The sequence below is a fragment of the Mesorhizobium sp. L103C131B0 genome (assembly GCF_000502275.1).
GTDB lineage: Bacteria > Pseudomonadota > Alphaproteobacteria > Rhizobiales > Rhizobiaceae > Mesorhizobium.
In genome coordinates, this window is the sequence record NZ_AYXC01000002.1 from 339724 (window position 1) to 364246 (window position 24523).

A 24523-nucleotide genomic window follows, 5' to 3' on the forward strand; every position below is an offset into this window, starting at 1 on the left:
TGTGAGCGGCAACAAAAATGCGTCACGCAGCGGAATTCTTCTGCCGCCCACAGCTGATATGAGACCTCATGGACGTCGTCGTCGTCGAATCGCCGGCCAAGGCGAAGACAATCAACAAGTATCTCGGCAAGAACTTCAAGGTTCTGGCCTCGTTCGGCCATGTCCGCGATCTGCCGGCCAAGGATGGTTCGGTGCGTCCCGACGAGGATTTCGCCATGTCCTGGGCGGTCGACACCGCTTCCGGAAAGCGCCTCGCCGACATTGCCAACGCGGTCAAGGATGCCGATGGCCTGATCCTCGCCACCGATCCGGATCGCGAGGGCGAAGCCATTTCCTGGCACGTGCTGGAGGTGCTCAAGCAGAAGCGCGTGTTGAAGGACAAGCCGGTCAGCCGCGTCGTCTTCAATGCCATCACCAAGTCGTCGGTGCTGGAAGCGATGGCCAATCCGCGCCAGATCGATGCGCCATTGGTCGATGCCTATCTGGCTCGCCGCGCACTCGATTATCTCGTCGGCTTCACGCTGTCGCCGGTGCTGTGGCGCAAATTGCCGGGCGCCCGTTCCGCCGGCCGCGTCCAGTCGGTGGCGCTGCGCCTGGTCTGCGACCGCGAATCCGAAATCGAACGTTTCGTCCGCGAGGAATACTGGCAGATCGCTGCCCTCCTCGGCACGCCACGTAACGACAGCTTCGAGGCGCGGCTGACCGCGTTCGAGCGCAAGAAGCTGCAGAAGCTCGACATCGCCAGCAAGGCGCAGGCCGACGATATCAAGGGCATGCTTGAAGGCGCGACCTTCAAGGCTCTGTCGGTGGAAGCCAAGCCGACGCGGCGCAATCCTGGCCCGCCCTTCACCACTTCGACGCTGCAGCAGGCGGCATCGTCGGGCCTCGGCTTTTCGGCGACGCGCACCATGCAAGTGGCGCAGCGCCTCTATGAAGGCATGGAGATCGGCGGCGAGACCACCGGCCTGATCACCTATATGCGAACCGACGGCGTGCAGATGGCGCCGGAGGCGATCGACGCCGCCCGCGACACCATCGCCAAGGAATTCGGCCCAAGATACCTCCCGGAAAAGCCGCGCCAGTACACAGCCAAGGCCAAGAACGCCCAGGAAGCGCACGAGGCGGTCCGCCCGACCGATTTCATGCGCACGCCGGCTTCGGTCAGGCAGTATCTCGATTCCGACCAGCTGCGGCTTTACGAGCTGATCTGGAAGCGCGCCATCGCCAGCCAGATGCAGTCGGCCGAGATCGAGCGCACCACGGTCGAAATCGAGGCGGTCAATGGCGCCCGCACGGCGGAGCTTCGCGCCGTCGGTTCGGTCGTTCGCTTCGACGGCTTCATCGCCGCCTACACCGACCAGAAGGACGAGGACGCCGAAGACGAGGAAAACCGTCGCCTGCCCGAGATCCGTGCCGGCGAGCAGCTGGCCCGTCAGGCGATCAATGCCACCCAGCACACCACCGAGCCGCCGCCGCGCTATTCCGAGGCGTCGCTGATCAAGAAGCTGGAAGAGCTCGGCATCGGCCGTCCGTCGACCTACACCGCGATCCTGAAGACGTTGGAAGACCGTGACTACGTCAGCATCGACAAGCGCCGGCTGGTGCCGCAGGCCAAGGGCCGGCTGCTGTCGGCTTTCCTCGAAAGCTTCTTCGAGCGTTATGTCGAATATGACTTCACGGCCTCACTCGAGGAAAAGCTTGACGAGATTTCCGACGGCAAGCTCGCCTGGAAGGACGTGCTGCGCGACTTCTGGAAAGACTTTTCCGGCGCCGTCGCCGACATCAAGGAACTGCGCGTCACCGACGTGCTCGATGCGCTGAACGAGGAACTGGCGCCGCTGGTGTTCCCCGCGCGGGAGGATGGCTCGAATCCCCGCATCTGCCCGAAATGCGGCTCCGGCAATCTGTCGCTGAAACTCGGCAAGTTCGGCGCCTTCGTCGGCTGCTCCAACTATCCGGAATGTTCCTTTACCCGCCAGCTCGGCGACGCCGCCAACCCGAATGGCGAGAATGGCGGCGGCGAGGACGGCACCAAGGTCCTCGGCAACGATCCCAACACGGCAGAGGAAATCACGCTGCGCTCAGGCCGCTTCGGTCCTTATATCCAGCGCGGCGACGGCAAGGAAGCCAAGCGCTCCAGCCTGCCCAAGGGCTGGACGCCCGACTCGATCGACCATGAAAAGGCCTTGGCGCTGCTGTCGCTGCCGCGCGATATCGGCAAGCATCCTGAATCCGGCAAGATGATCTCCGCCGGGCTTGGCCGCTATGGTCCATTCGTTTTGCATGATGGCACCTATGCCAATGTCGACAGCGTAGAGGATGTGTTCTCGATCGGCCTCAACCGCGCTGTCACCGTGATCGCCGAGAAGCAGCTGAAGGGCAAGGGCGGCCGCAATGGCGGCACCGCGGCGGCGCTGAAGGAACTCGGCGACCATCCCGATGGCGGCGGCAAGATCGTCGTGCGCGATGGCAAATACGGGCCCTATGTTAACTACGGCAAGGTCAACGCGACACTGCCCAAGGGCAAGGATCCGCAGTCGGTGACCGTCGAGGACGCGGTGGCGCTGATTGCCGAGAAGGAAGCCAAGGGCGGCGGCAAGAAGCCGTTCCGCAAGGCGGCAGCCGCCAAGGCCCCCACAGCCAAGAAAACCACTGCCAAAACAACCACTGGCAAGAAAACCACAGCCAAGAAGTCGGCGACCAAGAAGCCGGCGGCGAAGAAAAAGGGATAGCAGAGTGGCGCGCAGGATCACCGGTAGAAGCCACGGCGATCCGCGCACCGCCGACACGAGGGCCAAGGTCAAGGACGACTACAGGCCGTCGCGTGACGAAATCCTGCGCTACATCGCCGAGAACCCCGACCGCGCGGGAAAACGCGACATCGCCAAGGCGTTTGCCTTGCGCGGCGACGACCGCATTTGGCTGAAGGACATCCTGCGCGACCTGCAGGACGAAGGCATCCTGACCAAGGAGCGCAAACGGCTGGCCCGTGTCGGCGCCTTGTCGCATGTCGCCGTACTCGACATTTTTGGCCGCGATGGCGACGGCATCCTGCTGGCGCATCCTGCCGAGCCCGTAGGCACCGGCGAACCGCCCGTCGTCTCGATCCGCGTCTCGCGCGGCGGCAATGGCCCGCAGCCGGGCATCGGCGACCGTGTGCTGGCCAAGACCTTCCCGACCGACGAGGCGACCGGGCCTGCCTATACCGGCCGCGTAATGAAGATTTTCGAGAAGCGGACAGATGCCGTGCTGGGCGTCTTCCGTATCCTGAGGGACGGCACCTTCCGAATCGAGCCGGTCGAACGTCGCCAGCCCGAACTGATCGTCGACAAGGAATTCCAGAACGGCGCCAGGAACGGCGACCTTGTCGAGGTCGAGCCCGCGGGGGCCTCCCGGTATGGTTTGCCGCGCGCAAAAGTGCTGGCGGTGCTGGGGTCGCTGACCAGCGAAAAGGCGGTCTCGATGATCGCCATCCACGCGCACGACATTCCGCATATCTTCCCGGCCGACGTCATCGCCGAATCCGAGGCGGTAAAACCGGCGACGCTTGCTCACCGCGAGGACTGGCGCGACCTGCCGCTGGTGACCATCGACCCGGCCGACGCCAAGGACCATGACGACGCCGTCTTCGCCACGCCCGACCTCGACGAGAAGAACCCCGGCGGCGTGATCGCCACGGTGGCGATCGCCGATGTTGCAGCCTATGTCCGCTATGGCACCGCACTCGATCGCGAGGCGCTGAAACGCGGCAATTCTGTCTATTTCCCCGACCGCGTCGTGCCGATGCTGCCAGAGCGCATCTCCAACGACCTGTGCTCGCTGCGCGAAGGCCAAGACCGTCCCGCGCTTGCCGTGCGCATGATTTTTGCCACCGATGGCCGCAAGCTGCGTCACACCTTCCACCGCGTCATGATGAAATCGGCGGCCAAGCTCGCCTATCCGCAGGCCCAGGCCGCGATAGACGGCCTTCCTGACGACAAGACCGGCCCGATCCTCGATACGGTGCTGAAGCCGCTGTGGGACGCCTACGCCATCCTGAAGCGCGGCCGCGATGGCCGCCAGCCGCTCGAGCTTGATCTGCCGGAGCGCAAGATCCTGCTCAAGCCGGACGGCACCGTCGACCGCGTCATCGTCCCGGAGCGGCTCGACGCCCACAAGCTGATCGAAGAATTCATGATCCAGGCCAATGTCGCCGCCGCCGAAACGCTGGAAGCGAAGAAGCAGGCGCTGGTCTACCGCGTCCACGATGCGCCGTCGCTGGCCAAGCAGGAATCGCTGCGCGAGTTCCTGCAGTCGCTCGGCCTGTCGCTGGCGCGTGGCGCGCAGATGCGGCCCGCCCAGTTCAACGGCATTCTCGAGCGCGTGCGTGGCGCCGACAATGAGGGGCTGGTCAACGAAGTGGTGCTGCGCTCGCAGAGTCAGGCCGAATATTCGCCCAAGAACATCGGCCATTTCGGCCTCAACCTGAAGCGCTACGCGCATTTCACCTCGCCGATCCGCCGCTATGCCGATCTGATCGTGCATCGCGGGCTGATTGCCGCACTTGGGCTCGGCCCCGGCGGGCTGACGCAGGACGAAGAGACGCGGCTGGAAGACGTCGCGGTGCTGATCTCGGGCACCGAGCGCCGCGCCATGGCGGCCGAGCGCGACACCGTCGACCGGCTGATCGCCGCCTACCTCGCCGAGCGCATCGACGGCCGCTTCGACGCCCGCATTTCGGGCGTCACCAAATCGGGACTATTTGTCCAATTGCCGCAGTTTGGCGCAGATGGCTTCATCCCGGTGTCAAGTCTGGATGGCGATTACTATATATATGACGAAACCGCGCGATCGCTGTTCGGAGAACGCACCGGCAAGGGCTATCAGCTTGCCGACCGCGTCGAGGTTCGCCTGATCGAGGTGGCGCCTATGGCCGGCGCGATGCGTTTCGAGATGCTGACCGACCCGAAGCCCCTGCCCGGCTCCAAACGGTCGTTTCACAAGGCAAAAGGCCGCGCCCGCGCGTCGCAATCGCGCCCGGGGTCGCGCGGCAGGAGACGATAATGGCAAGCGAAATGGGAATCCAGAAGCAGGTTTTCGGCGGCGAACATCATTCGGGCCGAGTCGCCCGCCCGCTGTGGACGGCGATGAAGCGCGGCGCCCTTGGCCGCTGCCCGCATTGCGGCGAAGGCAGGTTATTCGCCGGCTTCACCAAAAGCGTCGACAAATGCGCCGCGTGCGGTGAGGAGTTCCACCACCACCGCGCCGACGACCTGCCCGCTTATCTCGTCATCGTCATCGTCGGCCACATCGTTCTCGGCGCCTTCATGGGCGTCGAGGCGACGTCGACGCTCTCCATGTGGCAGCACATCGCCATTTGGGTGCCGTTGACCATCGTGCTGTCGGTCGCTCTGCTGCAACCGGTCAAGGGCGCCGTCATCGGACTGCAATGGGCGCTCTATATGCACGGCTTCGGCGGCGAAAAAGACGGCACCGAGCCGCATCCCGGAACCTAGTTTGCGTCAGGGCAATGTCGCCTGGCGCAACATGCCGACCGTGAAAGGCCACTTTCGTTTGCCAGAAGTTTCCGCTAGGTCCTGCGCATGGAAGGTATGACCAAGGCGGAAGTCAGCAGGATGGACCGTGGCGCAGCCGCCCACAGCGGCCTGCCCATACGCCCGCGCGATGCCGCCACCCTGATCCTGCTCGACCGCGAGGACGACGAGATTCTGGTGCTGATGGGCCGGCGCCATGCAGGCCACGCCTTCATGCCCGGCAAGTTCGTCTTTCCCGGCGGCCGCACCGATTCGGCCGACAGCCGCATTGCCGTTGCCACCCCATTGCTTCCGGAGGAAGAAGCCAGGCTGACCGCCGGCGTCGGCCGCATCAGCCCGTCGCGGGCCCGTGCCATCGCGCTCTCGGCCATCCGCGAGACTTATGAGGAAGCCGGCCTGCTCATCGGCCGCAAAGGCTCGTTCGCAACCGACAAACGCGACTGGCAGGGCTTTGTCGAGCACGGCGTCCAGCCTTCGCTGGCGCCGCTGCGCTTCATTGCCCGCGCCATCACCCCGCCCAATCGCGTGCGTCGTTTCGACACCCGCTTCTTCAGCGCCTGGCGCAGCGATGTCGCCGTGGAACTGCCGGGTGGCGGCCCGACCAATGAGCTGGAAGAACTGGTCTGGCTGCCGCTTGCCAAGGCCAGAGAGGCCGATATCCCCGACATCACCCGAACGATCTTGCAGGAGCTGGAGACGCGGCTTGCCGGCGATCCGCGCCTGCGACCCGGTGGGTCCGTGCCGTTCTACCGGCTTGTCCGCAACCGCTTCGTTCGCGAAATTCTTTAGAGCAATTCCAGGAAAAGTGTGACGCGGTTTTCCGTCCGGAATTGCGCAATATCAAACAGACAGAGTATTCAGGCATCACATGACGGTCGATACCCAGCAAGAGGGCGACGAGCGCGTACATTGGCTACCGATGATCGCCGCGATCTCGTCGATCAGCGTCGTCGGCATCGCCATAGGCCTCGGCATGCCGCTGCTCAGCGTTATTCTCGAGAGCCGCGGCCACTCGGCATCGATGATCGGCCTCAACACCGCGGTCGCCGGCCTCGCCTCGATCGCCGGCGCCCCGCTGGCCACGCCGCTGGCGATGCGCTTCGGCGTCGCCTGGACGATGATCGCCATGATCGCCGCCGGCGCGCTCGCCTTTGTCGGCTTCCACTTCGCGCCGGACTTCTGGATGTGGTTCCCACTACGCATCGTGCTGCACATCGCGCTGACGGTGCTGTTCATCCTGTCGGAATTCTGGATCAGCACCTCGGCCCCGCCGCGCCGGCGCGGCCTGGTGCTCGGCATCTACGCCACCGTGCTGTCGCTCGGCTTCGCCGCCGGGCCATGGATCTTCGCCCATATCGGCAGCACCGGCTTCTTGCCGTTCGGCGTCATCATCGTCCTGGTCGCGCTGGCCGCAATCCCGGTGCTGGCCGCACGGAATGAAAGTCCCACAATCGTGGTTGACGGCGAAACCAGCAACTTCCTGCGCTACATCTGGCTGGTGCCGACAGCGACCGCCGCCGTGCTGGTGTTCGGCGCCGTCGAGACCGGCGGCTTTGCGCTGTTCCCCGTCTATGGCAACCGCATCGGCTATTCCGAGGCGGATGCAGCCCTCCTGCTCACCATGATCGGCCTCGGCAACGTGCTGTTGCAGATCCCTATCGGCATGATCAGCGACCGCGTCTCAGACCGCCGCTATCTGCTTTTGGCCTGTGCCACGGTCGGACTTGCCGGCACCATCTTCATGCCGTTCTTCGCCGGCAATTGGCACCTTATGGCGGCGCTTCTGTTTGTCTGGGGCGGCGTGGTGGCCGCCATGTACACGATCGGCCTTGCCCATCTGGGCTCGCAGCTCTCCGGCCATGAACTGGCCTCGGCCAATGCCGCCTTCGTGCTCTGCTACGGCGTCGGCATGGTGCTTGGCCCGCAGGCGATCGGCATCGGCATGGATGCCTTCGGGCCCTCCGGCTTCGGCTGGTCGCTCGGCCTGTTCTTTGCCGCCTATATCGCCTTGGTCAGCGCCAGGCTGGTCCGCAAGATCTGGTAGCCTGTCCGTCGCCAGCCTGCGCAATCCTGACGGGATGTCGCCGCTGCTGACAGAACCGTGTCAGGAGACCTCAGCTAAAAGGGTGTCCCAAAAAACCCGAGTTTGAGGATACGGCGATGATCGACAGCGGCTTTGAAACCACATCTCTGCGCATGACGCTTCTGCTGCTTGTCAGCTTCCAGGCCCCGGCAACCGATGTCGACCGCATCATGGACGCCGTGGTCGCGATCGCGCCGCTGGCAATGGGCAAATACGACCGCAACGCCTATCAAACGGCGCACGGCATCGAACGCTACCGACCGCTGGAAGGTGCAGCCGCCGGCGTCGAAACCGAACTGCGCCGCCGCCCCGGCACCGTCGAGGTCTCGTTCGAGTTGCCCGACGACCAGGTGCTCGCCGCCCGCGTCGTCGAGGCGATTTTCCAGGCGCATTCCTACCAGGAGCCGGTGATCCGCATCCAGCCGATCCTCGCCAGCCGCTCCAAGGGCCTGGACGACCGCGCCAATCCGAATCGCTGGTGGAACACCACCGGGGACTGGAAAAAAGCGCTTCCAGTTAAGGAAGAAGCCTAGAAATCCGGCCCCGCTGAGGGCGAGCAACAGCGACCTTACCTTCTCTCCTTGTGGGGTGAGAAGCGGCCTCGTAGCGGACGAAAAGCCAATTGCTTGGTTTTCGAGATTCGAACGCCCTGAGCCTCAGCCTCCATCGAGCCGGTGATAAAACGGACAACTCATGTGCTACCTAATCCGGACAACTCATGTGCTTACGACACGGCGGCCGCGCCGGGCTTGACTTTCCGGGCACGTTCTTTATGTGTCGCGCCAAGTTTCCCGCGTCCGGGTGTTTTCCCCCGCTCCAGCGGCCAAAACCCCACGAACATAACGGACTGATACAATGGCCAAAGCCGCAAACATCAAGATCAAGCTTCTGTCGACCGCCGACACCGGTTTCTTCTACGTGACCAGCAAGAACAGCCGTACCAAGACCGACAAGCTGTCGTTCCGCAAATACGACCCGGTCGCCAAGAAGCATGTCGAGTTCAAGGAAACCAAGATCAAGTAATCTGGTTTTCATACGCTCTGTCAAAAGCGCCGCCCCTTCGGGCGGCGTTTTTGATTCAAGGCCCCGAAAAGCCAGAACCCTCCGCTGTTTGGCGCGAAGTGCTCATCTCATTTTTTGGCAAAAAAGGGGGCCGGTCGGCGTATGGCAGCGGTACGAGGAGGCCACTATGTGCCAGCGCCGGCCGGCCGACCCCACGGACCCAGGAGATGCGGCGGACCTGAGCATCATGGGGTATTCGGCGAAGCGATGCGGCTGTCTACCCTCGTGCCCGCATCGCCCTTGTTCTTGCACCGCACATTTGCGCAACAATGTTTGAAAATCAATAGTTTCTTAACCAAGCCTGCCGAATCGCTTGGATTAAGGTAAATTCCTAACCCTGTCCGATTGACTGCATAATCGGTGGTCTAGCCTACGCTGCCTTGGCGACGACCCGGTTGCGGCCGCCACTTTTGGCTTCGTAGAGCGCCACGTCGGCACGTTTCATCAACGCCGCGACCGTGTCCGCGCCCTTCAGAACCGATGACACGCCGACGCTGACCGTGACTTCGATCGCCTTGCCTTCAGGGCCGATGGCAAACGGCAGCTGGGCGATTTCAGCGCGAATGCGCTCGGCAACTTTCTCCGCCACCGCGCCGTCCGTGTCCGGCATCACAACGACGAATTCCTCGCCGCCGAAGCGGCAGGCAAGGTCGATACCCCTGACGTTCTTGCGCAGCCGCCTTGCGAACTCGCGCAGCACATCGTCGCCGCCATCATGGCCATGCGAGTCATTGACGGTCTTGAAGCGGTCCAGATCGGTGATCATCACCGACAGAGGCCGCCGCCGCGCCACGGCGCGGTCGAACAGCGTCTGCAAATGGCTGTCGAGGTAGCGGCGGTTGTGCAGGCCGGTCAATGCGTCGGTCACCGCCATCTCGATGGTCTGGGTGACGCTGGCGCGCAGCTGGTCGTTGTAGCGCTTGCGGCGCACCTGCGTGCGCAGCCGCGCCGTCAGCTCCTGCTGGTCGATCGGCCGCATCAGATAGTCGTTGATGCCGAGCTCGAGCCCGCGAATGATGCGCCCCTCCTCGCCTCCATCGGCAATCAGGATGATCGGCAGGAAGCGGGTGCGGTCGAGCGAACGAAATTGCGAACACAACCGCAGCGGATCGAAATCGGCAAAACCGGTCGAGATCAGCACGCACTCATAGGGCGCCTCGGCGGCTTGGAAGAAGCCGGCATGCGGATCGGTCGCAATGTCGAGCTCGGCGCTGCCGCGCAGCATTTTCTGGATGCGCTCGAACGACGATTTGCGCTCGTCGATCAACAGCACCTTCGGCGTGGCGTCCTCCGACGCGAAGCTGCGGCTCAACAGCGCCTCGATGCCGATGTTGCGGGTGGTCGATGCGCGCAGCCGCAGCTCGTCGGTCAGCGACTTCAGCCTGACCAGGCTCTTCACCCGCGTCATCAGCTGCAGATCGTTGACCGGCTTGGTGAGAAAGTCGTCGGCGCCTGCCTCGAGGCCGCGCACCCGGTCGGCAACGTGGCCCAGCGCGGTCACCATGACCACCGGTATATGCGCGGTCGCCGGATCGCTTTTCAGCCGCTTGCAGACCTCGAACCCGTCCATGCCGGGCATCATCACGTCGAGCAGCACGACATCGACCTTGCCGTTTTCGCAGGTCTCGATCGCGTCCGGCCCGTTGAAGGCCGTCAACACCTCGAAATATTCGGCCAGCAGCCGAACCTCGAGAAGTTTGACATTGGCAGGGATGTCGTCGACGACGAGGATCCGCGCGGTCATGTCACAAGGCTCCGGCTGAAGGCATCAGGCATCACCGAGATAGGATTTGATGGTCTCGATGAAACGCGGCACCGAGATCGGCTTGGAGATGTAGGCCTCGCAACCGCCCTGGCGAATGCGTTCCTCGTCGCCCTTCATGGCGAAGGCGGTGACGGCGATGACCGGAATGGAATGGAGGTCGTCGTCCTCCTTCAGCCATTTCGTCACTTCCAGCCCCGACACTTCGGGCAGCTGGATGTCCATCAGGATCAGGTCGGGCCTGTGCTGGCGCGCCAGATCGAGCGCCTCGAGCCCGTTGCGCGTGCGCACCGTTTCATAACCGCTGGCTTCGATGAGGTCGCGAAAGAGCTTCATATTGAGCTCGTTGTCCTCGACGATCATGACCTTCTTAGGCATCGATTTCCCGTCCCGGCCAGGCTTCTGCCCGAAGCCCTGCCGCTATGCGCCCTTGTCGAAGCACACCAAACCCTCGCTCACTCTTAAGGCAATATGATTGACGAAATGGAAACCCGAAGCGGCAAAAGCCATTCGGATTCCACCTCGAAAACCACATTGGATCGGGGCTGTGGCTTGCCGCAGGCGACGCTTGCGATTACTGCGGAAAAGAGACTCATTTCCGCAACGAGAAAGTAGTGATGGCAAACGCAGCGTCAATGCGCGAGGAAGCGGAAACCATTGCCGTGAAGGCACTGGGCTTCGTCGCCGCCGACCCCGAACTCCTGCCGCGCTTCCTGGCCATCACCGGCATCGAGGCGTCCGCCATCCGCCGCGCCGCGGCCGAACCGGGATTCCTTGCGGGCGTGCTGCAGTTCATCCTCGCCCACGAGCCGACCTTGCTGCGCTTTGCCGAGGAAACCGGCACCCCGCCTGCCTCAGTCGGCAAGGCGTTGCGCGCGCTGCCTCTTGGCGGCGAGGACCATGAGCATTCGATATGAGCGACGATCCCGAGACGGCACGCCAGATCGCCGAACTTGCAGCCGACGACCGGCCTCTGCTGATCCTCGATGTCGACGATGTCGTGCTCGAATTCATCCGGCCGTTTCCGCATTTCCTGAAATCGCGCGGCTTCGGCCTGACGCTGGCCTCGTTCCGTCTCACCGGCAACATTGCCGAAACGGCGAGCGGCCGGCTGATCGAACAGCCGGAGGTGACGGCACTTCTCGGAGATTTCTTCGATACGCAGGCCGACTGGCAGAGCGTCACCGACGGTGCCGAACAAGCGCTTGCCAGCCTCGGCGACCGCGCCGAGATCGTCCTTTTGACCGCCATGCCGCATCGGCATCGCGCGGCGCGCCGCGCTCATCTCGATGCGCTCGGGCTGCCCTATCCGCTGTTGACCACCGAGATGGCCAAGGGACCGGCGGTGGCCAAGTTGCGTGGTAGCAAGGGCCGGCCGGTGGTCTTTGTCGACGACCAGCCCGCCAACCTCATCTCGGCACGCAACTCGGTTGCCGACGCCCATCTCTTCCACCTGATGGCCGACAATTCGCTGCGCGCCTTCCTGCCGCCGGTGCCGGACGACGTCATCTCCGTCGAGGACTGGCACGAGGCCGCGCCGAAGATCGCAAGCGCGCTCGGGCTCTGAGTTAGTCGCCTCTGAGTCCAGCGCTCAGGGCTTCGTTGCTGTCCCAGGGCTCGCATCCTGATCGGTGTTGTCTTCCACGACCGGATCAGGCCCCTTCAGCATGGCGCCGTTGACCGTCACCGACCCGTCGTGCCTGGCGTTGATCACCCATTCGATACGACCGCCCGGCAGCGTCTTGGCGAATCCCTTGATGGCCAGCGCGCCGGTAAAAGCCTGCGAGGCCTGCGGGTCCGTCTTCGCCGCCTCCTGCAGGCTTGCCACGATCTTGTCGTAGCCGGTCACGTCGATCGTCACGTTGGCATCGGGCTTCTTGTCGGGGAAGGTCATTTCGCCTTCCATGGCGACCTCAATGTCACCATTCTTGACCGTGCTGTGTCCAAGCACGAACTTTGGTGTCTTGGCCAAGAAATCGGCGGAAATCTCATCGCCGAAATCTGCCGGAAGCGGTGGATCCTTACTGAAATCGAGGGTTTCTATGGTTTTCCGAGCCATACTGTCGAGATCGATGTTGGCGCCGCCGAAATTCAGGTCGAGATCCGTCGGCAGCAACGCAACGGTCCAACTGGGCAGCATCTGCTGCGGTATTGTCAGGCCGGAAACCTTGAATGCGTAGCTGATCTTGCCGTCCTTGGTGATGCCGTCCATGCCGACAACGGTGTTCAGCTGCGCCGCGCCGAAATTGCCGGCATATGTTTCAATGGCAAGGTTTTTGAATGCGTAGGTCCCATCGATCCGTTCCCATAGCGGCAGCGCACCGAGCAGAAGCGTTTTGAACTCTGCTTGATCGGCCTTCAGCCGGGCCTCGTCCTCATGGGCGACGGCGAACGCCAAAAGATCCAGAAGCGGCTTGGTCTGAATGGCCTTAGCGGTCACGTTCACAGCGAGCTCCGGTGCCCGGAGCGCTGCGATTGACCGGTCATCGATTTTGACCGTTTCGACGAAGTCCGCCATCGCCTGTGTGAAATTAAGATCGACGCCGCCGTTAGCCGACTTGCTGGCGTCAAATTTGGAAGAGCCCAGCCCCACGCTCAAATTGGTCAATTGACTGACTTGGCGCGACGTCATCGTCATGCCCGCAATCGAACTGGTGCCACTGGTAAATGCCGCCAGTTTCGGGTCATAGACGCCCGTGAACTTGCCATCCTTGACAACGATTTGCCCGGTGTTCAGGCCATTTGGGCCATTTACCTCGATGGACCCAGTCGTAGAGAAATCCGAGGCGACATCCCAGCCTCCGTCGCTGCGCGGTTTGACCCGCAGCGTGACGGGCGGGAAATCGAACCGCTTCAGATCCTGCTTCGGCATCTTCGCCACAAGCGCCTTCACATCGAAGGTGATCTTGTAGGCACCCTCCTCGGCTGAGATCTTCAAAATGCCTTCATTGAGCGCCTGTTTGCCGACATAGCGAGAGAGCTCATCGGAAAGTTGCTTGGCACCTTGGGCATCGACAGCCTGGCCAAAGGCAGGAGCGCTGAGGGCGAGAAGGAAAGCAAGCGGCAAGACACGGTTCACAAAATTCTCCATTTGACCAAAAAGGAACGCTTCGTTCGTCTGCTATGAAACCAACCTACAGTTTCCACAGGACATCAACAAACGCCGACGGGTAATTAGACTACAGCACAAGCCGCATCAGCGGCCGGCCGGCCTTGCGTTCGAGGAGCCGCTCGAAGCCGGCCTTTTCGAACACACGCGACGAGCCGACGAATAGCCCGATCGAACGCGAATCGCGCGACACGTCGATCGGACACGCCTCGACCAGCCGCGCCTTGTTCTGGCGGGCAAAAGCGATGCCGCCCTCGACTAGGCGGTGGCTGACGCCCCGGCCGCGCGCGCTGGCGCGGATGAAGAAGCAGGAGATGGCCCAGACGCCGGGATCTACGGCGTCGGTTGGATCGACCGGCGCCGAGCCCCTGCCCCGATTGTTCCATTCGGGCACGTCGGCGCGCGGGCCGATCTGCATCCAGCCGACCGCTATGCCGTCCTCGAAAGCCAAAAGCCCCGGCGGCGGCCCTGCCTCGATGCGCGCCTTGATATGATCCTTGTTGCGCTGTTTGTCGCTGGCCCGCCGGACCGCCGGCGCCATCCGGAAATGCGTGCACCAGCACCCGTAACAGGCGCCCTGCTTGCCGAAAAGATCCTCGAAATCCGCCCACAGGTCGGGCGCCAGCGGCGCTATGGTCGTGCTCATGAGTTATCTCCCGGCTAACCGCTTGTGGCGGCTTCCGTCCTGACGTACCATTGCATCTGTTCTCTTTATGTTCGCAGCGATGGCGGCCCCTGTCAACAATCCCGAGCACGGTTTTTGCCGCGACTGCCTGACCTTTCAGCGCAGCGATACCAGGCGCTGTGAGCGTTGCGGCAGCCCTCGACTCACCCGCCATCCCGAGCTCTACCAGCTGCATCTGGCGCATATCGATTGCGACGCCTTCTATGCGGCGATCGAAAAGCGCGACAATCCGGCGCTGAAGGACAAGCCGCTGATCATCGGCGGCGGCAAGCGCGGCGTCGTCTCCACCGCCTGCTACATCGCCCGCATCCAGGGGGTGCGCTCGGCAATGCCGATGTTCAAGGCGCTCGAAGCCTGTCCGGAAGCGGTCGTGATTCCACCCAACATGGAGAAATACGTCCGCGTCGGCCGCGAGGTCCGCGCCTTGATGCAGGCGCTGACGCCGCTGGTCGAACCGCTCTCCATCGATGAGGCGTTTCTCGACCTCGCCGGCACCGAGCGCCTGCACGGCATGCCTCCGGCGGTGGTGCTGGCGCGCTTTGCGCAGACCGTCGAAAAGGAAATCGGCATCACCGTTTCGGCCGGCCTTTCCTACTGCAAGTTCCTGGCCAAGGTTGCCTCCGATTTCCGCAAGCCGCGAGGCTTTTCGGTGATCGGCGAAGCCGAGGCGCTGGGTTTCCTGGCCGAACAGCCAGTGACGCTGATCTGGGGCGTCGGCAAGGCTTTTGCCGCAACGCTCGAACGCGACGGCATCCGCAGCATCGCCCAGTTGCAGCGCATGGAGCGCGCCGATCTTATGCGCCGCTATGGCGTGATGGGCACCCGGCTCTACCATCTCTCGCGCGGCCAGGACGACCGCCGTGTCGATCCCCACCAGGATGCGAAAAGTGTGTCGGCCGAAACCACTTTCGACACCGACATAGCTGAAATGGGCGAACTGGTTCCAGTGTTGAGGGGATTGTCGGAAAAGGTCTCGGCGCGGCTGAAGAAGTCAGGCATTGCCGGGCGCACGGTGGTGCTGAAGCTGAAGACGCAGGATTTCAAGCTGCGTACCCGCAACCGCCAGCTCGGCGACCCGACCCGGCTGGCCGACCGCATTTTCCAGACCGGGCTCGAGCTGTTGCGCAAGGAGGCGGACGGGACAAAGTACCGGCTGCTTGGCATCGGTGTCAGCGATCTCTCGGATGACGAGAAGGCCGATCCGCCCGATCTCGTCGACGTCGGCTCGCGCAAGCGCGCCATGGCCGAAAGCGCCATCGATACGCTGCGCGACAAGTTCGGCAAGAAGGCGGTGGAAACCGGCTACACCTTCGGTAAAGGCCGCAACGCCAACCCGCCGGAGCCGATCGAGGAGTGAGACGGCTTAGATACGCTTGAGATCGATGCGGCTCGTCACCACGTTCTTGCCGGTTTTCGGATCGACGTCGGTAACGGTCAATCGCATTCCGTCGCCGCTGGTTTTCTCGACCGTCAACCGCGCCTTGCGATCACCATTGACCTCCGCCGCCCAGCGAATGCCGAGACTGATCGCGTTGCCGGAGCGGCTGCCGGCGAGCTGTGCCGGCCCGGTGCGCGACCCGACATAGACGCCTGTATACGTCGCCCCGCGGGCCTTCAGATTGGCGCTGATGGCGCGCGTCACCACGACAAGACCACGGCAATTGCCGTCAAGCGACAATGAGCTCGAGGTCGCGTCTGAATTGAAGGTGCAGGACACATTCATCGTCGGTGCGTCGGTGGTGACCTTGACTGTCCCCTTGCCGGAGAAATTCCCTTGCAAGGAGCTGAGAAAATTCGCCTCGTCGGCATGGGCCGCGGCGCTTGCAGTTAGCAGGCAGCCGGCTAGCAGAAACCGCGCGAATGATTTCATCGGAACCTTTCCCCCGTTGATGTTGAAGAAACGATGCGTCCAGCAATTGGCCAATACCGGGAACCAACGCCTGCCGTTGCGTCAGGTTCCACTTCCAGCATGGCTGTTTTGCAACGGTCTGGCCCAGTCGAATGCGTCGCCTAACGGTTGCGATAGAAGTCCCGGCTTGCGACATAGCGCCTATGGCACCTTCCCCATCGATCCCCAAAGCCGCGTTCTGGATGGCGCTGTCGATCGCCTCGTTTCTGGCGATGTCAGTCGCCGGCCGCGCAACCACCGCCGAGCTCAACGTCTTCCAGGTGCTGGAACTGCGCTCGGTAATCGGCTTCTTCATCCTGTTGCCGCTGGTGATGATGAGCGGCGGATTCGCCGCAATGCTCACGCAGCGCCCGTTGGCCCATATCGCTCGCAATGTCATCCACTATACGGGCCAGGCGGCATGGCTCTATGCGCTGACGCTGATCCCGCTTGCGGTGCTCATATCGATCGAATTCACCACACCGATCTGGACCGCGATCCTGGCGGTGACCTTTCTTGGCGAAAGGCTCTCCCGCCCGAAAATTGCGGCGGTCGTGCTTGGCCTGATCGGCGTGGTGGTCATCGTTCGCCCCGGCGTCGGCTCCATGGATCCGGGTCACCTCGTCGTTCTCGGCGCGGCCGTGTGCTTTGGCGTATCGGTGGTGTTGGTCAAGTCGCTGACCCGCACGGACAGCGTCGTGCGCATCATCTTCTGGATGCTGATCATCCAGTCGGTGGTCGGCCTGATCCCGGCGCTTTATGAATGGCGCAACCCACCGCTCGAACTCTGGCCATGGATCCTGCTGATTGCCTTCACCGGCATGTCGTCGCATTTCTGCATGGCGCGTGCCCTCACCTATGCCGACGCTACGGTGATTTCACCGATGGATTTCCTGCGCGTGCCGCTGTCGGCGCTGATCGGCTGGCTGCTCTACAGCGAGCAGATCGACATCTTTACAGCCGGCGGCGCCCTGCTGATCCTGATGGGCAACCTGCTCAACCTGCAGCGCAAGGCGCCAAAGCCGGCCGAGGTCGCGGCCTCGTAGCGGTCGGTCAATTCCCCTCATCCGGTATGTTGAGAAGATGCCCGCAGGCCTTGCAGTGCACGGCGTCCGGCTCATGCCGTTGCAGTCCGCATTGCGGACAGGGAAAGAACACCTTGGCGGGTCGAAAAATCGCCGTCGCCAGTCTGACGAACAGCGAGATGCCGATGATCATGGTGGCGATCGCGGTCAGCTTGCCGGCGATCCCCGGCAGCACGATGTCGCCGAAACCGGTGGTCGTCACCGTGGCAACGGTGAAATACAGCGCATCAATGTAGTTTTCGAGGCCGGCGCCGGTGCGGAAGAAGAAGGTGTAGACGAAGCCGGTGATGACGAACAGGAACGTCAACAGGTTGATGACCGCGTGGCTCGCCTCGCGCCAGGGCCTCAAGCCACGCATTTCGAAATGCCGCCACAGCGACCCGCTGCGCGACAGCGACCACAGCCGCAGGATGCGCAGGAACGCCAGATTTGCCAGCGCCGTCGGCATCAGCAGCGTCAAAAGGATGAAGACATCGACCCAGGATGTCGGCTGTTTCATCAGCCGCAACATGTCGTTGGAGGCTAACAGCCGGGCAATCAGGTCGGCGGCGACCAATGCGGCGACGGTATAGTCGAGCCACAGGAATGACGGCTTGTCCTGGAGCACCGGCGTGGCAACGAAGAAGGCGATGATGGCGAGGTCGATGATGACCGCCGCCAGTTGAAACCGGAACGCCGCCGGCGTGCGCCCGTGATAGAGCTTGCGCAGCCTGTCACGCAGCCGCGCCATCGCTGAGTTTTGCTGCAATCCGTCCTTCTCGGCTGCCTTCATCACAAGTGCGTAACGGTCCCAGCCGGGGCCGTCTAGAGCATGATCCCAAAAAGTGGGTGCCGGTTTTGGAAAAGATCATGCTCCAACAAAGGGTTAGATCATGATGAGATTTCAACCAAATCTCATCATGACCTGACCCGGTGATCGTCACCCCTCCACCACCTTGCCGTCCGGCCCCACGAGGCGCCAGGCCGAGGCGGTGTCGTAGACGAACCGCTCCTCCGCAATCCGGTCACCATGCCAGCGCTGCAGGGCCACCTCTTCCAGCCGGCGCACGGTGCCGGCCTTGTCGACACGGTCGAAGGTCCAGCGTATGGCGACATTGTCGCCATCGACCAGGAATGTCTGGACAGGATGGGTGTGCATCTTCTCGATCCGGTCGAGTGCTGCCTGCTCATGCGCCATCAGTGTTTCCTTGCCGCGCCGCGGGACGCCGAGATTTTCCTGCATGGTGGCATCGTCATGGTAGAAGTCGGCGATCGCTTTGACGTGGCTGCCTTCGACCACCTCCTTGAGGAAGGCTTCGACGCGTTCGCGGCTGGGCATGATTGTGCGTTCCTTTGAAGTTTCTGCTCAACGCATGTGGTTCAAAGGAAGGTCAGGTCAACCACGCCCCGCACGCTGGCCCTATCGGCTGCAATGTCAGGCCCAGAGCATCTTTATGCCGTCATGCACTGGCCGACGTCGATGCGATTGCCGTGTATATCAGCGCAGCCTAGACGAGCTCGACTTCGACCACACCCGGCACCGCGCGCATGGCCGACGCGATCTGCGGCGAGATGCGGTAGCGATTGGGCAATTCGATCTCGATCTCACCTTGCCCGGCTTCCTTGATCAGCACGAAGCTGACCTGGCCCTCGCCCTTTACCGCCAGTTGGCCGGCCAGCATGCCGATCGGAGCCGCATCGCGCACGAAGATGCGCAGCGCCTTCTGGATACGGCTGGCCTCATCCTCCAGCGACTGCACCGTCTGGATGCGCAGATTGACCCCTTCGGGCCTATCCTCGGCCGAAACGGTGATCACCACCGAACGTCCGGGCTCGAGCAGATCGCGATACTGCGCCAACCCTTCCGAAAACAGCACGGCTTCATATTGGCCAGATGTGTCGGAAAAGGCGATGACGCCCATCTTGTTGCCGGTTCGGGTCTTGCGCTCCTGCTTGGTGGTGACGGTGCCGGCGAGCCGGCCCGCGGCGGCACCGCGTTTGACCGCAGCCGAGAACTCGCCCCAGTTTTGCACGCGCATCTTCTGCAGGGCCGCCTTGTACTCGTCGAGCGGATGCGCCGAAAGATAGAAGCCGACGACCTGGAATTCGCGGTGCAGCCGGTCGGCGGCAAGCCACGGATCGGTCTGCGGCAAATTGAGCGCCTGCTGTTGCGCGCCGAGCGACGCGCCGAAAATGTCGTGCTGGCCCGAAATGGCATTCTGCTGCGCCAGAGAAGCCAGCCCCATCATCCGTTCGACGCCGGCCATCATCTGGGCGCGGTCGTGGCCGAAGCAGTCGAGCGCGCCGGCCATGATCAGGCTTTCGAAGACGCGCTTGCCGACGATCTTGGGATCGACCCTTTCACAGAAATCGGCGAGATTCTTGAACGGCTTTTCGCCGCGCATGGCGACGATGTGCTCGACCGCAGCGTCGCCGACGCCCTTGAGGGCCGCCAGCGAATAGTAAATGCGGTTCTCGCCGACCTCGAAATTGCGGAAGCTGGTCATCACCGACGGCGCCACCACCTCGATGCCGAGACGCAGCGCATCCTGGCGGAAATCGGCGAGTTTGTCGGTATTGCCCATGTCGAGCGTCATCGACGCCGCCAGGAACTCGACGGGGTAATGCGCCTTGAGATAGGCGGTCTGGTAGGACACGACGGCGTAGGCGGCCGCGTGCGATTTGTTGAAGCCGTAGTCGGCGAACTTGGCCAGAAGGTCGAAGATGAAGTCGGCCTGCGGCTTGCCGACGCCGCGTTCGACCGCACCAGTGACGAAGCGCTCGCGCTGCTTGTCCATTTCGGCGCGGATCTTCTTGCCCATGGCGCGGCGCAGCAGGTCGGCTTCGCCGAGCGAATACCCCGACAGCTCCTGCGCGATCTGCATCACCTGTTCCTGGTAGACGATGACGCCTTGCGTCTCCTTCACCAGATGGTCGATTTTGGGATGGATCGAGGCCATCTCCTCTTCGCCATGCTTTCTGGCGTTGTAGGTCGGGATGTTCTCCATCGGGCCGGGGCGGTAGAGCGCCACCAGCGCGATGATGTCCTCGATACAGTCGGGCCGCATGCCGATCAGCGCCTTGCGCATACCGGCACTTTCCACCTGGAACACACCGACCACTTCGCCGCGCGACAGCATGGCGTAGGTTTCAGGGTCGTCGAGCGGGATCGTCGCCAGGTCGATCTCGATGCCGCGCCGGCGGATCAGCTTCACTGCCGTCTCCAGCACGGTCAGCGTCTTCAGGCCGAGGAAGTCGAACTTCACCAGCCCGGCCTGTTCGACATATTTCATGTTGAACTGGGTGACCGGCATGTCGGAGCGCGGATCGCGGTACATCGGCACCAGTTCCGACAAGGGCCGGTCGCCGATGACGATGCCGGCGGCGTGCGTCGAAGCGTGGCGGTAGAGCCCTTCCAGCTTTTGCGCCATATCGAGCAGCGTCTGCACGATTGGCTCCTTCTCGGCCTCCTCGGCAAAGCGCGGCTCGTTGGCGATGGCATCCGCCAGCTTGACCGGATTGGCGGGGTTCTGCGGCACCATTTTGGAGAGCTTGTCGACTTGGCCGTAAGGCATTTGCAGCACGCGGCCGACGTCGCGCAGCACCGCGCGCGCCTGCAGCGTACCGAAGGTGATGATCTGCCCAACCTGGTCGCGGCCATATTTCTGCTGGACGTAGCGGATGACCTCTTCGCGCCGGTCCTGGCAGAAGTCGATGTCGAAGTCGGGCATCGACACGCGGTCGGGGTTGAGGAAGCGCTCGAACAGCAGCGAGAAGCGCAGCGGATCGATGTCGGTGATGGTCGTGGAATAAGCGACCAGCGATCCGGCGCCCGAACCACGGCCCGGCCCGACCGGAATGCCTTGCGCCTTGGCCCATTTGATGAAGTCGGCGACGATCAGGAAATAGCCGGGAAACTTCATCTTCTCGATGATGGAGAGTTCGAAATCGAGCCGCTCGCGGTATTGTTCGACCGTGTAGCCGGAAGTGGGCCCATGCGCAGCCAGCCGCGCCTCGAGCCCCTCATGCGCCTGCCGGCGTAGCTCATCGGCCTCCGCTTTCAGCGCCACCTCATTGTCGGCGACATCGCCGCCGGTAAAGCGTGGCAGGATCGGATTGCGGGTCTTGGGATAATAGGAACAGCGCAGCGCGATCTCGACGGTGTTGTCGATCGCTTCCGGCAGGTCGGCGAACAGCCGCGCCATATCCGCCTGGCTGCGCAGGAAATTGTCCGAAGTCAGCCGGCGACGGTTGTCGGCGGCAACCACCGAACCCTCGGCAATGGCGATCAGAGCATCATGCGCGTCATAGTCGTCGCGGGCGGCGAAGAACGCCTCATTCGTGGCGACCAGCGGCAGATCATGGATATAGGCAAGGTCGACCGATGATTTCTCGATAGCGCGGTCATAACCGGAAACACGGTCCAGCTCGACATAGAGCCGGTCGCCGAACAGCGCCTTGAGTGCCAGAAGCCGCGTCTCGGCAAGATCTCGGCGATCCTCCTTCAGCGCCCGGCCGATCGGGCCGCGCGGCCCGCCGCTGAGGCAGATCAGGCCATCGCTATGGCCTTCCAGCATTGCTGACGTCAGATGCACGGGCTCGCCCGGCGGCGTCTCCAGATAGACCTGGCTGACCAGCCTGACGAGGTTGCTGTAGCCGGCCTCGGTGGCGGCGAGCAGCACCACGGCGTGCATCTCCGGACCATGGCGGCGGCGGTCGCGCTGCGCGTCGCTGGTCTCGCCGGAAAAGGCGAGATCGATCTGGCAACCGATAATCGGCTGGATGCCTTCCTTCACCGCCTTCTGGGCAAATTCCAGCGCGCCGAACAGATTGTTTGTGTCGGTGACTGCGATTGCCGGGCACTCGTCCTTGACTGCATGACCGACAACGGCGGCGACCTGCAAGGCGCCCTCGAGCAGCGAATACGCCGAATGCACGCGCAGATGGATGAACGGCCGCGCCGGCGCCTCCGGGCGCGCAGCAGCGAGCGCTGCTTCGCGCCTCAGGGGATCGCGTGGAAGTTTGTCATCCGCCATGATGTTTCAAATTGCTCGAAGGGCTTTGAGTCGATGGAGATGTATTGTCCCGGACCGGGCGATGCCAGTCCAGCACAAATGACCACCGACCACAGGCTTCCGTACCCAGCCGCACGGCTCAGAGATTGTTCGAAATTCGCACTGGCGAGTCATATGATGGTGGTTTCGAGAACCGGAGCGCAGCGGCCATTGGTCCGTGAGCACGGGAAGCGCAGAACCACCTTCAGATGGCCGCCGGAGTAGAATTTCCAAACAATCTCTAGGCGAACTCCATGATCACCGCATCGACAGCCAGGCTGTCACCCGGCTTGGCGTTGAGCTTCGACACGACAAGATCGCGGTCGGCGCGCAGCACGTTTTCCATCTTCATCGCCTCGACCACGGCCAGCGTCTCGCCGGCCTTGACCTCCTGCCCCTCGGCAACCGCGATCGACACGACCAGGCCCGGCATCGGGCAAAGCAGCATCTTGGACGTGTCCGGCGCCACCTTCTCCGGCATCAGCCTTTCCAGCTCCGCCGTGCGCGGCAGCATGGCGCGCGCCGTCACCGACATGCCTTTCCAGGCAATGCGCAGGCCGTTCGGCGCCGGCATGATCTGCGCCGTGACCTTGCGGGCACCGACAGTGCCGCGCCAGATGAGGTCGCCCGGCCGCCAGTCGGACGCCACGGTCAGCGCTTTGCCGCCATCGACCGACAGATCGATTTCCATCGGAATGGAGATCATGCCCTCGATGATCGAAGCCTGGAGATAGTCGTCGCCGAGCTTCACCACCCAATCGCGCTTGAGTGCGCCCGAATGCGGCGCCAGCCGCCCGCCCAGCCGGTCGAGCCGGTCGCGGCGCAGAAGCTCGACCGCGGTGGCGATCGCCGCCAGCACTGCCTTTTCATCGCCATTGGGCACGATCGGCGCGAAGCCGTCAGGATATTCCTCGGCGATGAAGCCCGTCGATATCCGCCCCTCGCGCCAGCGCGGATGCTGCATCAGCGCCGCCAGGAATGGAATGTTGTGCTCGATGCCGTCGACGACGAAACTGTCCAGCGCTTCCGACATGGCGTCGATTGCCGCCAGCCGTGTCGGCGCCCATGTGCAGAGTTTTGCCACCATCGGGTCATAGAACATCGAAATCTCGGAACCTTCGGTGACGCCGGTGTCGTTGCGGATGACGATGTCGCCGAACGTGCCCTCCTCCGGCGGCCGGTAGCGCGTCAAACGGCCGATCGAGGGCAGGAAATTGCGATAGGGATCCTCGGCATAGAGCCGGCTTTCCACCGCCCAGCCGTTCAGCTTGACGTCGCTCTGCTCGATCGCCAGCTTCTCGCCGGCGGCGACACGGATCATCTGCTCGACTAGGTCGATGCCGGTAACAAGCTCCGTCACCGGATGCTCGACCTGCAATCGTGTATTCATTTCAAGGAAATAGAAGTTCTTTTCAGCATCGACGATGAACTCGACGGTGCCGGCGCTCTGGTAGTCGACCGCCTTGGCCAGCGCCACGGCCTGCTCGCCCATGGCCTTGCGCGTCCTGGCATCGAGGAATGGCGACGGCGCCTCTTCCGCAACCTTCTGGTTCCGGCGCTGGATCGAGCATTCGCGCTCGCCGAGATAGAGGGCGGTGCCATGCGCGTCGGCCAGCACCTGGATTTCGATATGACGCGGATCGACGACGAACTTTTCGATGAAGACGCGGTCGTCGCCGAACGAGCTTTTCGCCTCCGAGCGCGCCCGGTCGAAGCCGTCGCGCACTTCCGACTGGCTCCAGGCAATGCGCATGCCTTTACCGCCGCCGCCGGCCGAGGCCTTGATCATCACGGGATAGCCGATCTCGCCGGCGATCTTTTCGGCATGGTCGGCATTTTCGATGACACCAAGCCAGCCCGGTACCGTCGACACTTCTGCGGCATTGGCGAACTTCTTCGATTCGATCTTGTCGCCCATCGCCTTGATCGCCTTGGCTTTTGGACCGATGAAGACCATGCCCTCAGCCTCAAGCGCTTCGCAGAAGGCGGCCCGCTCCGACAGAAAACCGTAGCCGGGATGCACGGCCTGCGCGCCCGTCTCCTTGCAGGCAGCGATGATCTTTTCAGGCAGAAGATAGCTTTGCGCGGCCGGCGATGGCCCGATATGCACGGCTTCGTCGGCCATTTCGACGTGCACGGCGTCGCGATCGGCGTCGGAATAGACCGCTACGGTGGCAATCCCCATCCTGCGCGCCGTCTTGATGACGCGGCAAGCAATCTCGCCGCGATTGGCGATCAGGATTTTCGTGAACATCGAAGGCGTTTCCTCGGTCTTTCGTCCT

The 24523-nt window shown here is 63.0% G+C and carries 20 protein-coding genes; 11 read left to right on the top strand and 9 right to left on the bottom strand.

The window, feature by feature from the left end; genetic code table 11:
- Positions 1-68: 68 nt before the first annotated feature.
- From topA to rpmG, 7 genes are all read left to right on the top strand, one after another.
- Positions 69-2732: a type I DNA topoisomerase gene (gene topA / locus X730_RS159475; protein WP_023825648.1), complete on the top strand. Its 2664-nt coding sequence runs from the start codon at positions 69-71 to the stop codon at positions 2730-2732.
- Between the two features lie 4 nt (positions 2733-2736).
- Complete coding sequence (gene rnr / locus X730_RS159470) at positions 2737-5043, top strand: ribonuclease R (RefSeq protein ID WP_023825649.1); 2307 nt, start codon at positions 2737-2739, stop codon at positions 5041-5043.
- Positions 5043-5495, top strand: a complete 453-nt coding sequence (locus tag X730_RS159465) for a DUF983 domain-containing protein (RefSeq protein ID WP_027050375.1) — start codon at positions 5043-5045, stop codon at positions 5493-5495. Before rnr ends, X730_RS159465 begins: the two co-directional genes overlap by 1 nt.
- Positions 5496-5582: 87 nt before the next feature.
- Positions 5583-6323 carry an NUDIX hydrolase gene (locus X730_RS159460; protein WP_023825650.1) on the top strand — a complete coding sequence of 247 codons (741 nt, stop codon included), beginning with the start codon at positions 5583-5585 and terminating at the stop codon, positions 6321-6323.
- 79 nt (positions 6324-6402) lie between these two features.
- Positions 6403-7578: an MFS transporter gene (locus tag X730_RS159455; RefSeq protein ID WP_023701188.1), complete on the top strand. Its 1176-nt coding sequence runs from the start codon at positions 6403-6405 to the stop codon at positions 7576-7578.
- Positions 7579-7694: 116 nt separating this feature from the next.
- Entirely contained in the window at positions 7695-8150 is a 456-nt protein-coding gene (locus X730_RS159450) for a hypothetical protein (RefSeq protein WP_023710625.1), read from the top strand.
- A gap of 322 nt (positions 8151-8472) precedes the next feature.
- The gene (gene rpmG / locus X730_RS159445) at positions 8473-8640 is read left to right on the top strand and encodes a 50S ribosomal protein L33 (protein WP_006201775.1); all 168 of its coding nucleotides are present in this window, start codon (positions 8473-8475) and stop codon (positions 8638-8640) included.
- A gap of 409 nt (positions 8641-9049) precedes the next feature.
- Here rpmG and X730_RS159440 read toward each other — a convergent pair whose 3' ends face one another.
- Positions 9050-10423, bottom strand: a complete 1374-nt coding sequence (locus X730_RS159440; protein ID WP_023710626.1) for a PleD family two-component system response regulator — start codon at positions 10421-10423, stop codon at positions 9050-9052.
- Between the two features lie 24 nt (positions 10424-10447).
- Complete coding sequence (locus X730_RS159435; protein WP_023667574.1) at positions 10448-10819, bottom strand: response regulator; 372 nt, start codon at positions 10817-10819, stop codon at positions 10448-10450.
- 239 nt (positions 10820-11058) lie between these two features.
- Between X730_RS159435 and X730_RS159430 the strand changes: the two genes are divergently transcribed.
- Positions 11059-11358, top strand: a complete 300-nt coding sequence (locus tag X730_RS159430) for a DUF3572 domain-containing protein (RefSeq protein ID WP_023729852.1) — start codon at positions 11059-11061, stop codon at positions 11356-11358.
- Positions 11355-12008, top strand: a complete 654-nt coding sequence (locus tag X730_RS159425) for a hypothetical protein (RefSeq protein WP_023710628.1) — start codon at positions 11355-11357, stop codon at positions 12006-12008. The genes X730_RS159430 and X730_RS159425 overlap by 4 nt, the downstream gene beginning before the upstream one ends.
- Positions 12009-12032: 24 nt before the next feature.
- Here X730_RS159425 and X730_RS159420 read toward each other — a convergent pair whose 3' ends face one another.
- Together X730_RS159420 and X730_RS159415 are read right to left on the bottom strand one after the other, a co-directional pair.
- Positions 12033-13520, bottom strand: coding sequence for a hypothetical protein (locus tag X730_RS159420; protein ID WP_023710629.1), 1488 nt, complete (start codon positions 13518-13520; stop codon positions 12033-12035).
- Positions 13521-13620: 100 nt separating this feature from the next.
- A complete protein-coding gene (locus tag X730_RS159415; protein ID WP_023729854.1) occupies positions 13621-14196 on the bottom strand; it encodes a GNAT family N-acetyltransferase in 576 nt (191 codons plus the stop codon).
- A gap of 67 nt (positions 14197-14263) precedes the next feature.
- Between X730_RS159415 and X730_RS159410 the strand changes: the two genes are divergently transcribed.
- A complete protein-coding gene (locus X730_RS159410; RefSeq protein WP_023825651.1) occupies positions 14264-15592 on the top strand; it encodes a DNA polymerase IV in 1329 nt (442 codons plus the stop codon).
- Positions 15593-15598: 6 nt separating this feature from the next.
- Here the strand turns inward: X730_RS159410 and X730_RS159405 are convergent, their stop codons facing one another.
- Positions 15599-16105 (bottom strand): hypothetical protein, encoded by a 507-nt coding sequence (locus X730_RS159405; RefSeq protein WP_023701193.1) that lies wholly within the window; start codon positions 16103-16105, stop codon positions 15599-15601.
- Positions 16106-16287: 182 nt separating this feature from the next.
- Here X730_RS159405 and X730_RS159400 point away from each other — a divergent pair, with 182 nt between their 5' ends.
- Entirely contained in the window at positions 16288-17169 is an 882-nt protein-coding gene (locus tag X730_RS159400) for a DMT family transporter (protein ID WP_023701194.1), read from the top strand.
- Positions 17170-17176: 7 nt separating this feature from the next.
- Here the strand turns inward: X730_RS159400 and X730_RS159395 are convergent, their stop codons facing one another.
- From X730_RS159395 to X730_RS159380, 4 genes are all read right to left on the bottom strand, one after another.
- Positions 17177-17980: a potassium channel family protein gene (locus tag X730_RS159395; protein WP_023701195.1), complete on the bottom strand. Its 804-nt coding sequence runs from the start codon at positions 17978-17980 to the stop codon at positions 17177-17179.
- Positions 17981-18127: 147 nt separating this feature from the next.
- Complete coding sequence (locus X730_RS159390; RefSeq protein WP_023825652.1) at positions 18128-18526, bottom strand: nuclear transport factor 2 family protein; 399 nt, start codon at positions 18524-18526, stop codon at positions 18128-18130.
- Positions 18527-18695: 169 nt separating this feature from the next.
- The gene (gene dnaE, locus X730_RS159385; RefSeq protein WP_023688305.1) at positions 18696-22223 is read right to left on the bottom strand and encodes a DNA polymerase III subunit alpha; all 3528 of its coding nucleotides are present in this window, start codon (positions 22221-22223) and stop codon (positions 18696-18698) included.
- Positions 22224-22482: 259 nt separating this feature from the next.
- A complete protein-coding gene (locus tag X730_RS159380) occupies positions 22483-24495 on the bottom strand; it encodes an acetyl/propionyl/methylcrotonyl-CoA carboxylase subunit alpha (protein WP_023825653.1) in 2013 nt (670 codons plus the stop codon).
- Between the last annotated feature and the right edge of the window lie 28 nt (positions 24496-24523).

Excerpts from the sequence above, each read along its gene's own strand:
- topA (WP_023825648.1), top strand. The coding sequence starts at position 69 with ATGGACGTCGTCGTCGTCGAATCGCCGGCCAAGGCGAAGACAATCAAC.
- X730_RS159465 (WP_027050375.1), top strand. The coding sequence starts at position 5,043 with ATGGCAAGCGAAATGGGAATCCAGAAGCAGGTTTTCGGCGGCGAACAT.
- X730_RS159460 (WP_023825650.1), top strand. The coding sequence starts at position 5,583 with ATGGAAGGTATGACCAAGGCGGAAGTCAGCAGGATGGACCGTGGCGCA.
- X730_RS159455 (WP_023701188.1), top strand. The coding sequence starts at position 6,403 with ATGACGGTCGATACCCAGCAAGAGGGCGACGAGCGCGTACATTGGCTA.
- X730_RS159450 (WP_023710625.1), top strand. The coding sequence starts at position 7,695 with ATGATCGACAGCGGCTTTGAAACCACATCTCTGCGCATGACGCTTCTG.
- rpmG (WP_006201775.1), top strand. The coding sequence starts at position 8,473 with ATGGCCAAAGCCGCAAACATCAAGATCAAGCTTCTGTCGACCGCCGAC.
- X730_RS159440 (WP_023710626.1), bottom strand. The coding sequence starts at position 10,423 with ATGACCGCGCGGATCCTCGTCGTCGACGACATCCCTGCCAATGTCAAA.
- X730_RS159435 (WP_023667574.1), bottom strand. The coding sequence starts at position 10,819 with ATGCCTAAGAAGGTCATGATCGTCGAGGACAACGAGCTCAATATGAAG.
- X730_RS159430 (WP_023729852.1), top strand. The coding sequence starts at position 11,059 with ATGGCAAACGCAGCGTCAATGCGCGAGGAAGCGGAAACCATTGCCGTG.
- X730_RS159425 (WP_023710628.1), top strand. The coding sequence starts at position 11,355 with ATGAGCGACGATCCCGAGACGGCACGCCAGATCGCCGAACTTGCAGCC.
- X730_RS159415 (WP_023729854.1), bottom strand. The coding sequence starts at position 14,196 with ATGAGCACGACCATAGCGCCGCTGGCGCCCGACCTGTGGGCGGATTTC.
- X730_RS159410 (WP_023825651.1), top strand. The coding sequence starts at position 14,264 with ATGTTCGCAGCGATGGCGGCCCCTGTCAACAATCCCGAGCACGGTTTT.
- X730_RS159405 (WP_023701193.1), bottom strand. The coding sequence starts at position 16,105 with ATGAAATCATTCGCGCGGTTTCTGCTAGCCGGCTGCCTGCTAACTGCA.
- X730_RS159400 (WP_023701194.1), top strand. The coding sequence starts at position 16,288 with ATGGCACCTTCCCCATCGATCCCCAAAGCCGCGTTCTGGATGGCGCTG.
- X730_RS159395 (WP_023701195.1), bottom strand. The coding sequence starts at position 17,980 with ATGAAGGCAGCCGAGAAGGACGGATTGCAGCAAAACTCAGCGATGGCG.
- X730_RS159390 (WP_023825652.1), bottom strand. The coding sequence starts at position 18,526 with ATGCCCAGCCGCGAACGCGTCGAAGCCTTCCTCAAGGAGGTGGTCGAA.
- dnaE (WP_023688305.1), bottom strand. The coding sequence starts at position 22,223 with ATGGCGGATGACAAACTTCCACGCGATCCCCTGAGGCGCGAAGCAGCG.
- X730_RS159380 (WP_023825653.1), bottom strand. The coding sequence starts at position 24,495 with ATGTTCACGAAAATCCTGATCGCCAATCGCGGCGAGATTGCTTGCCGC.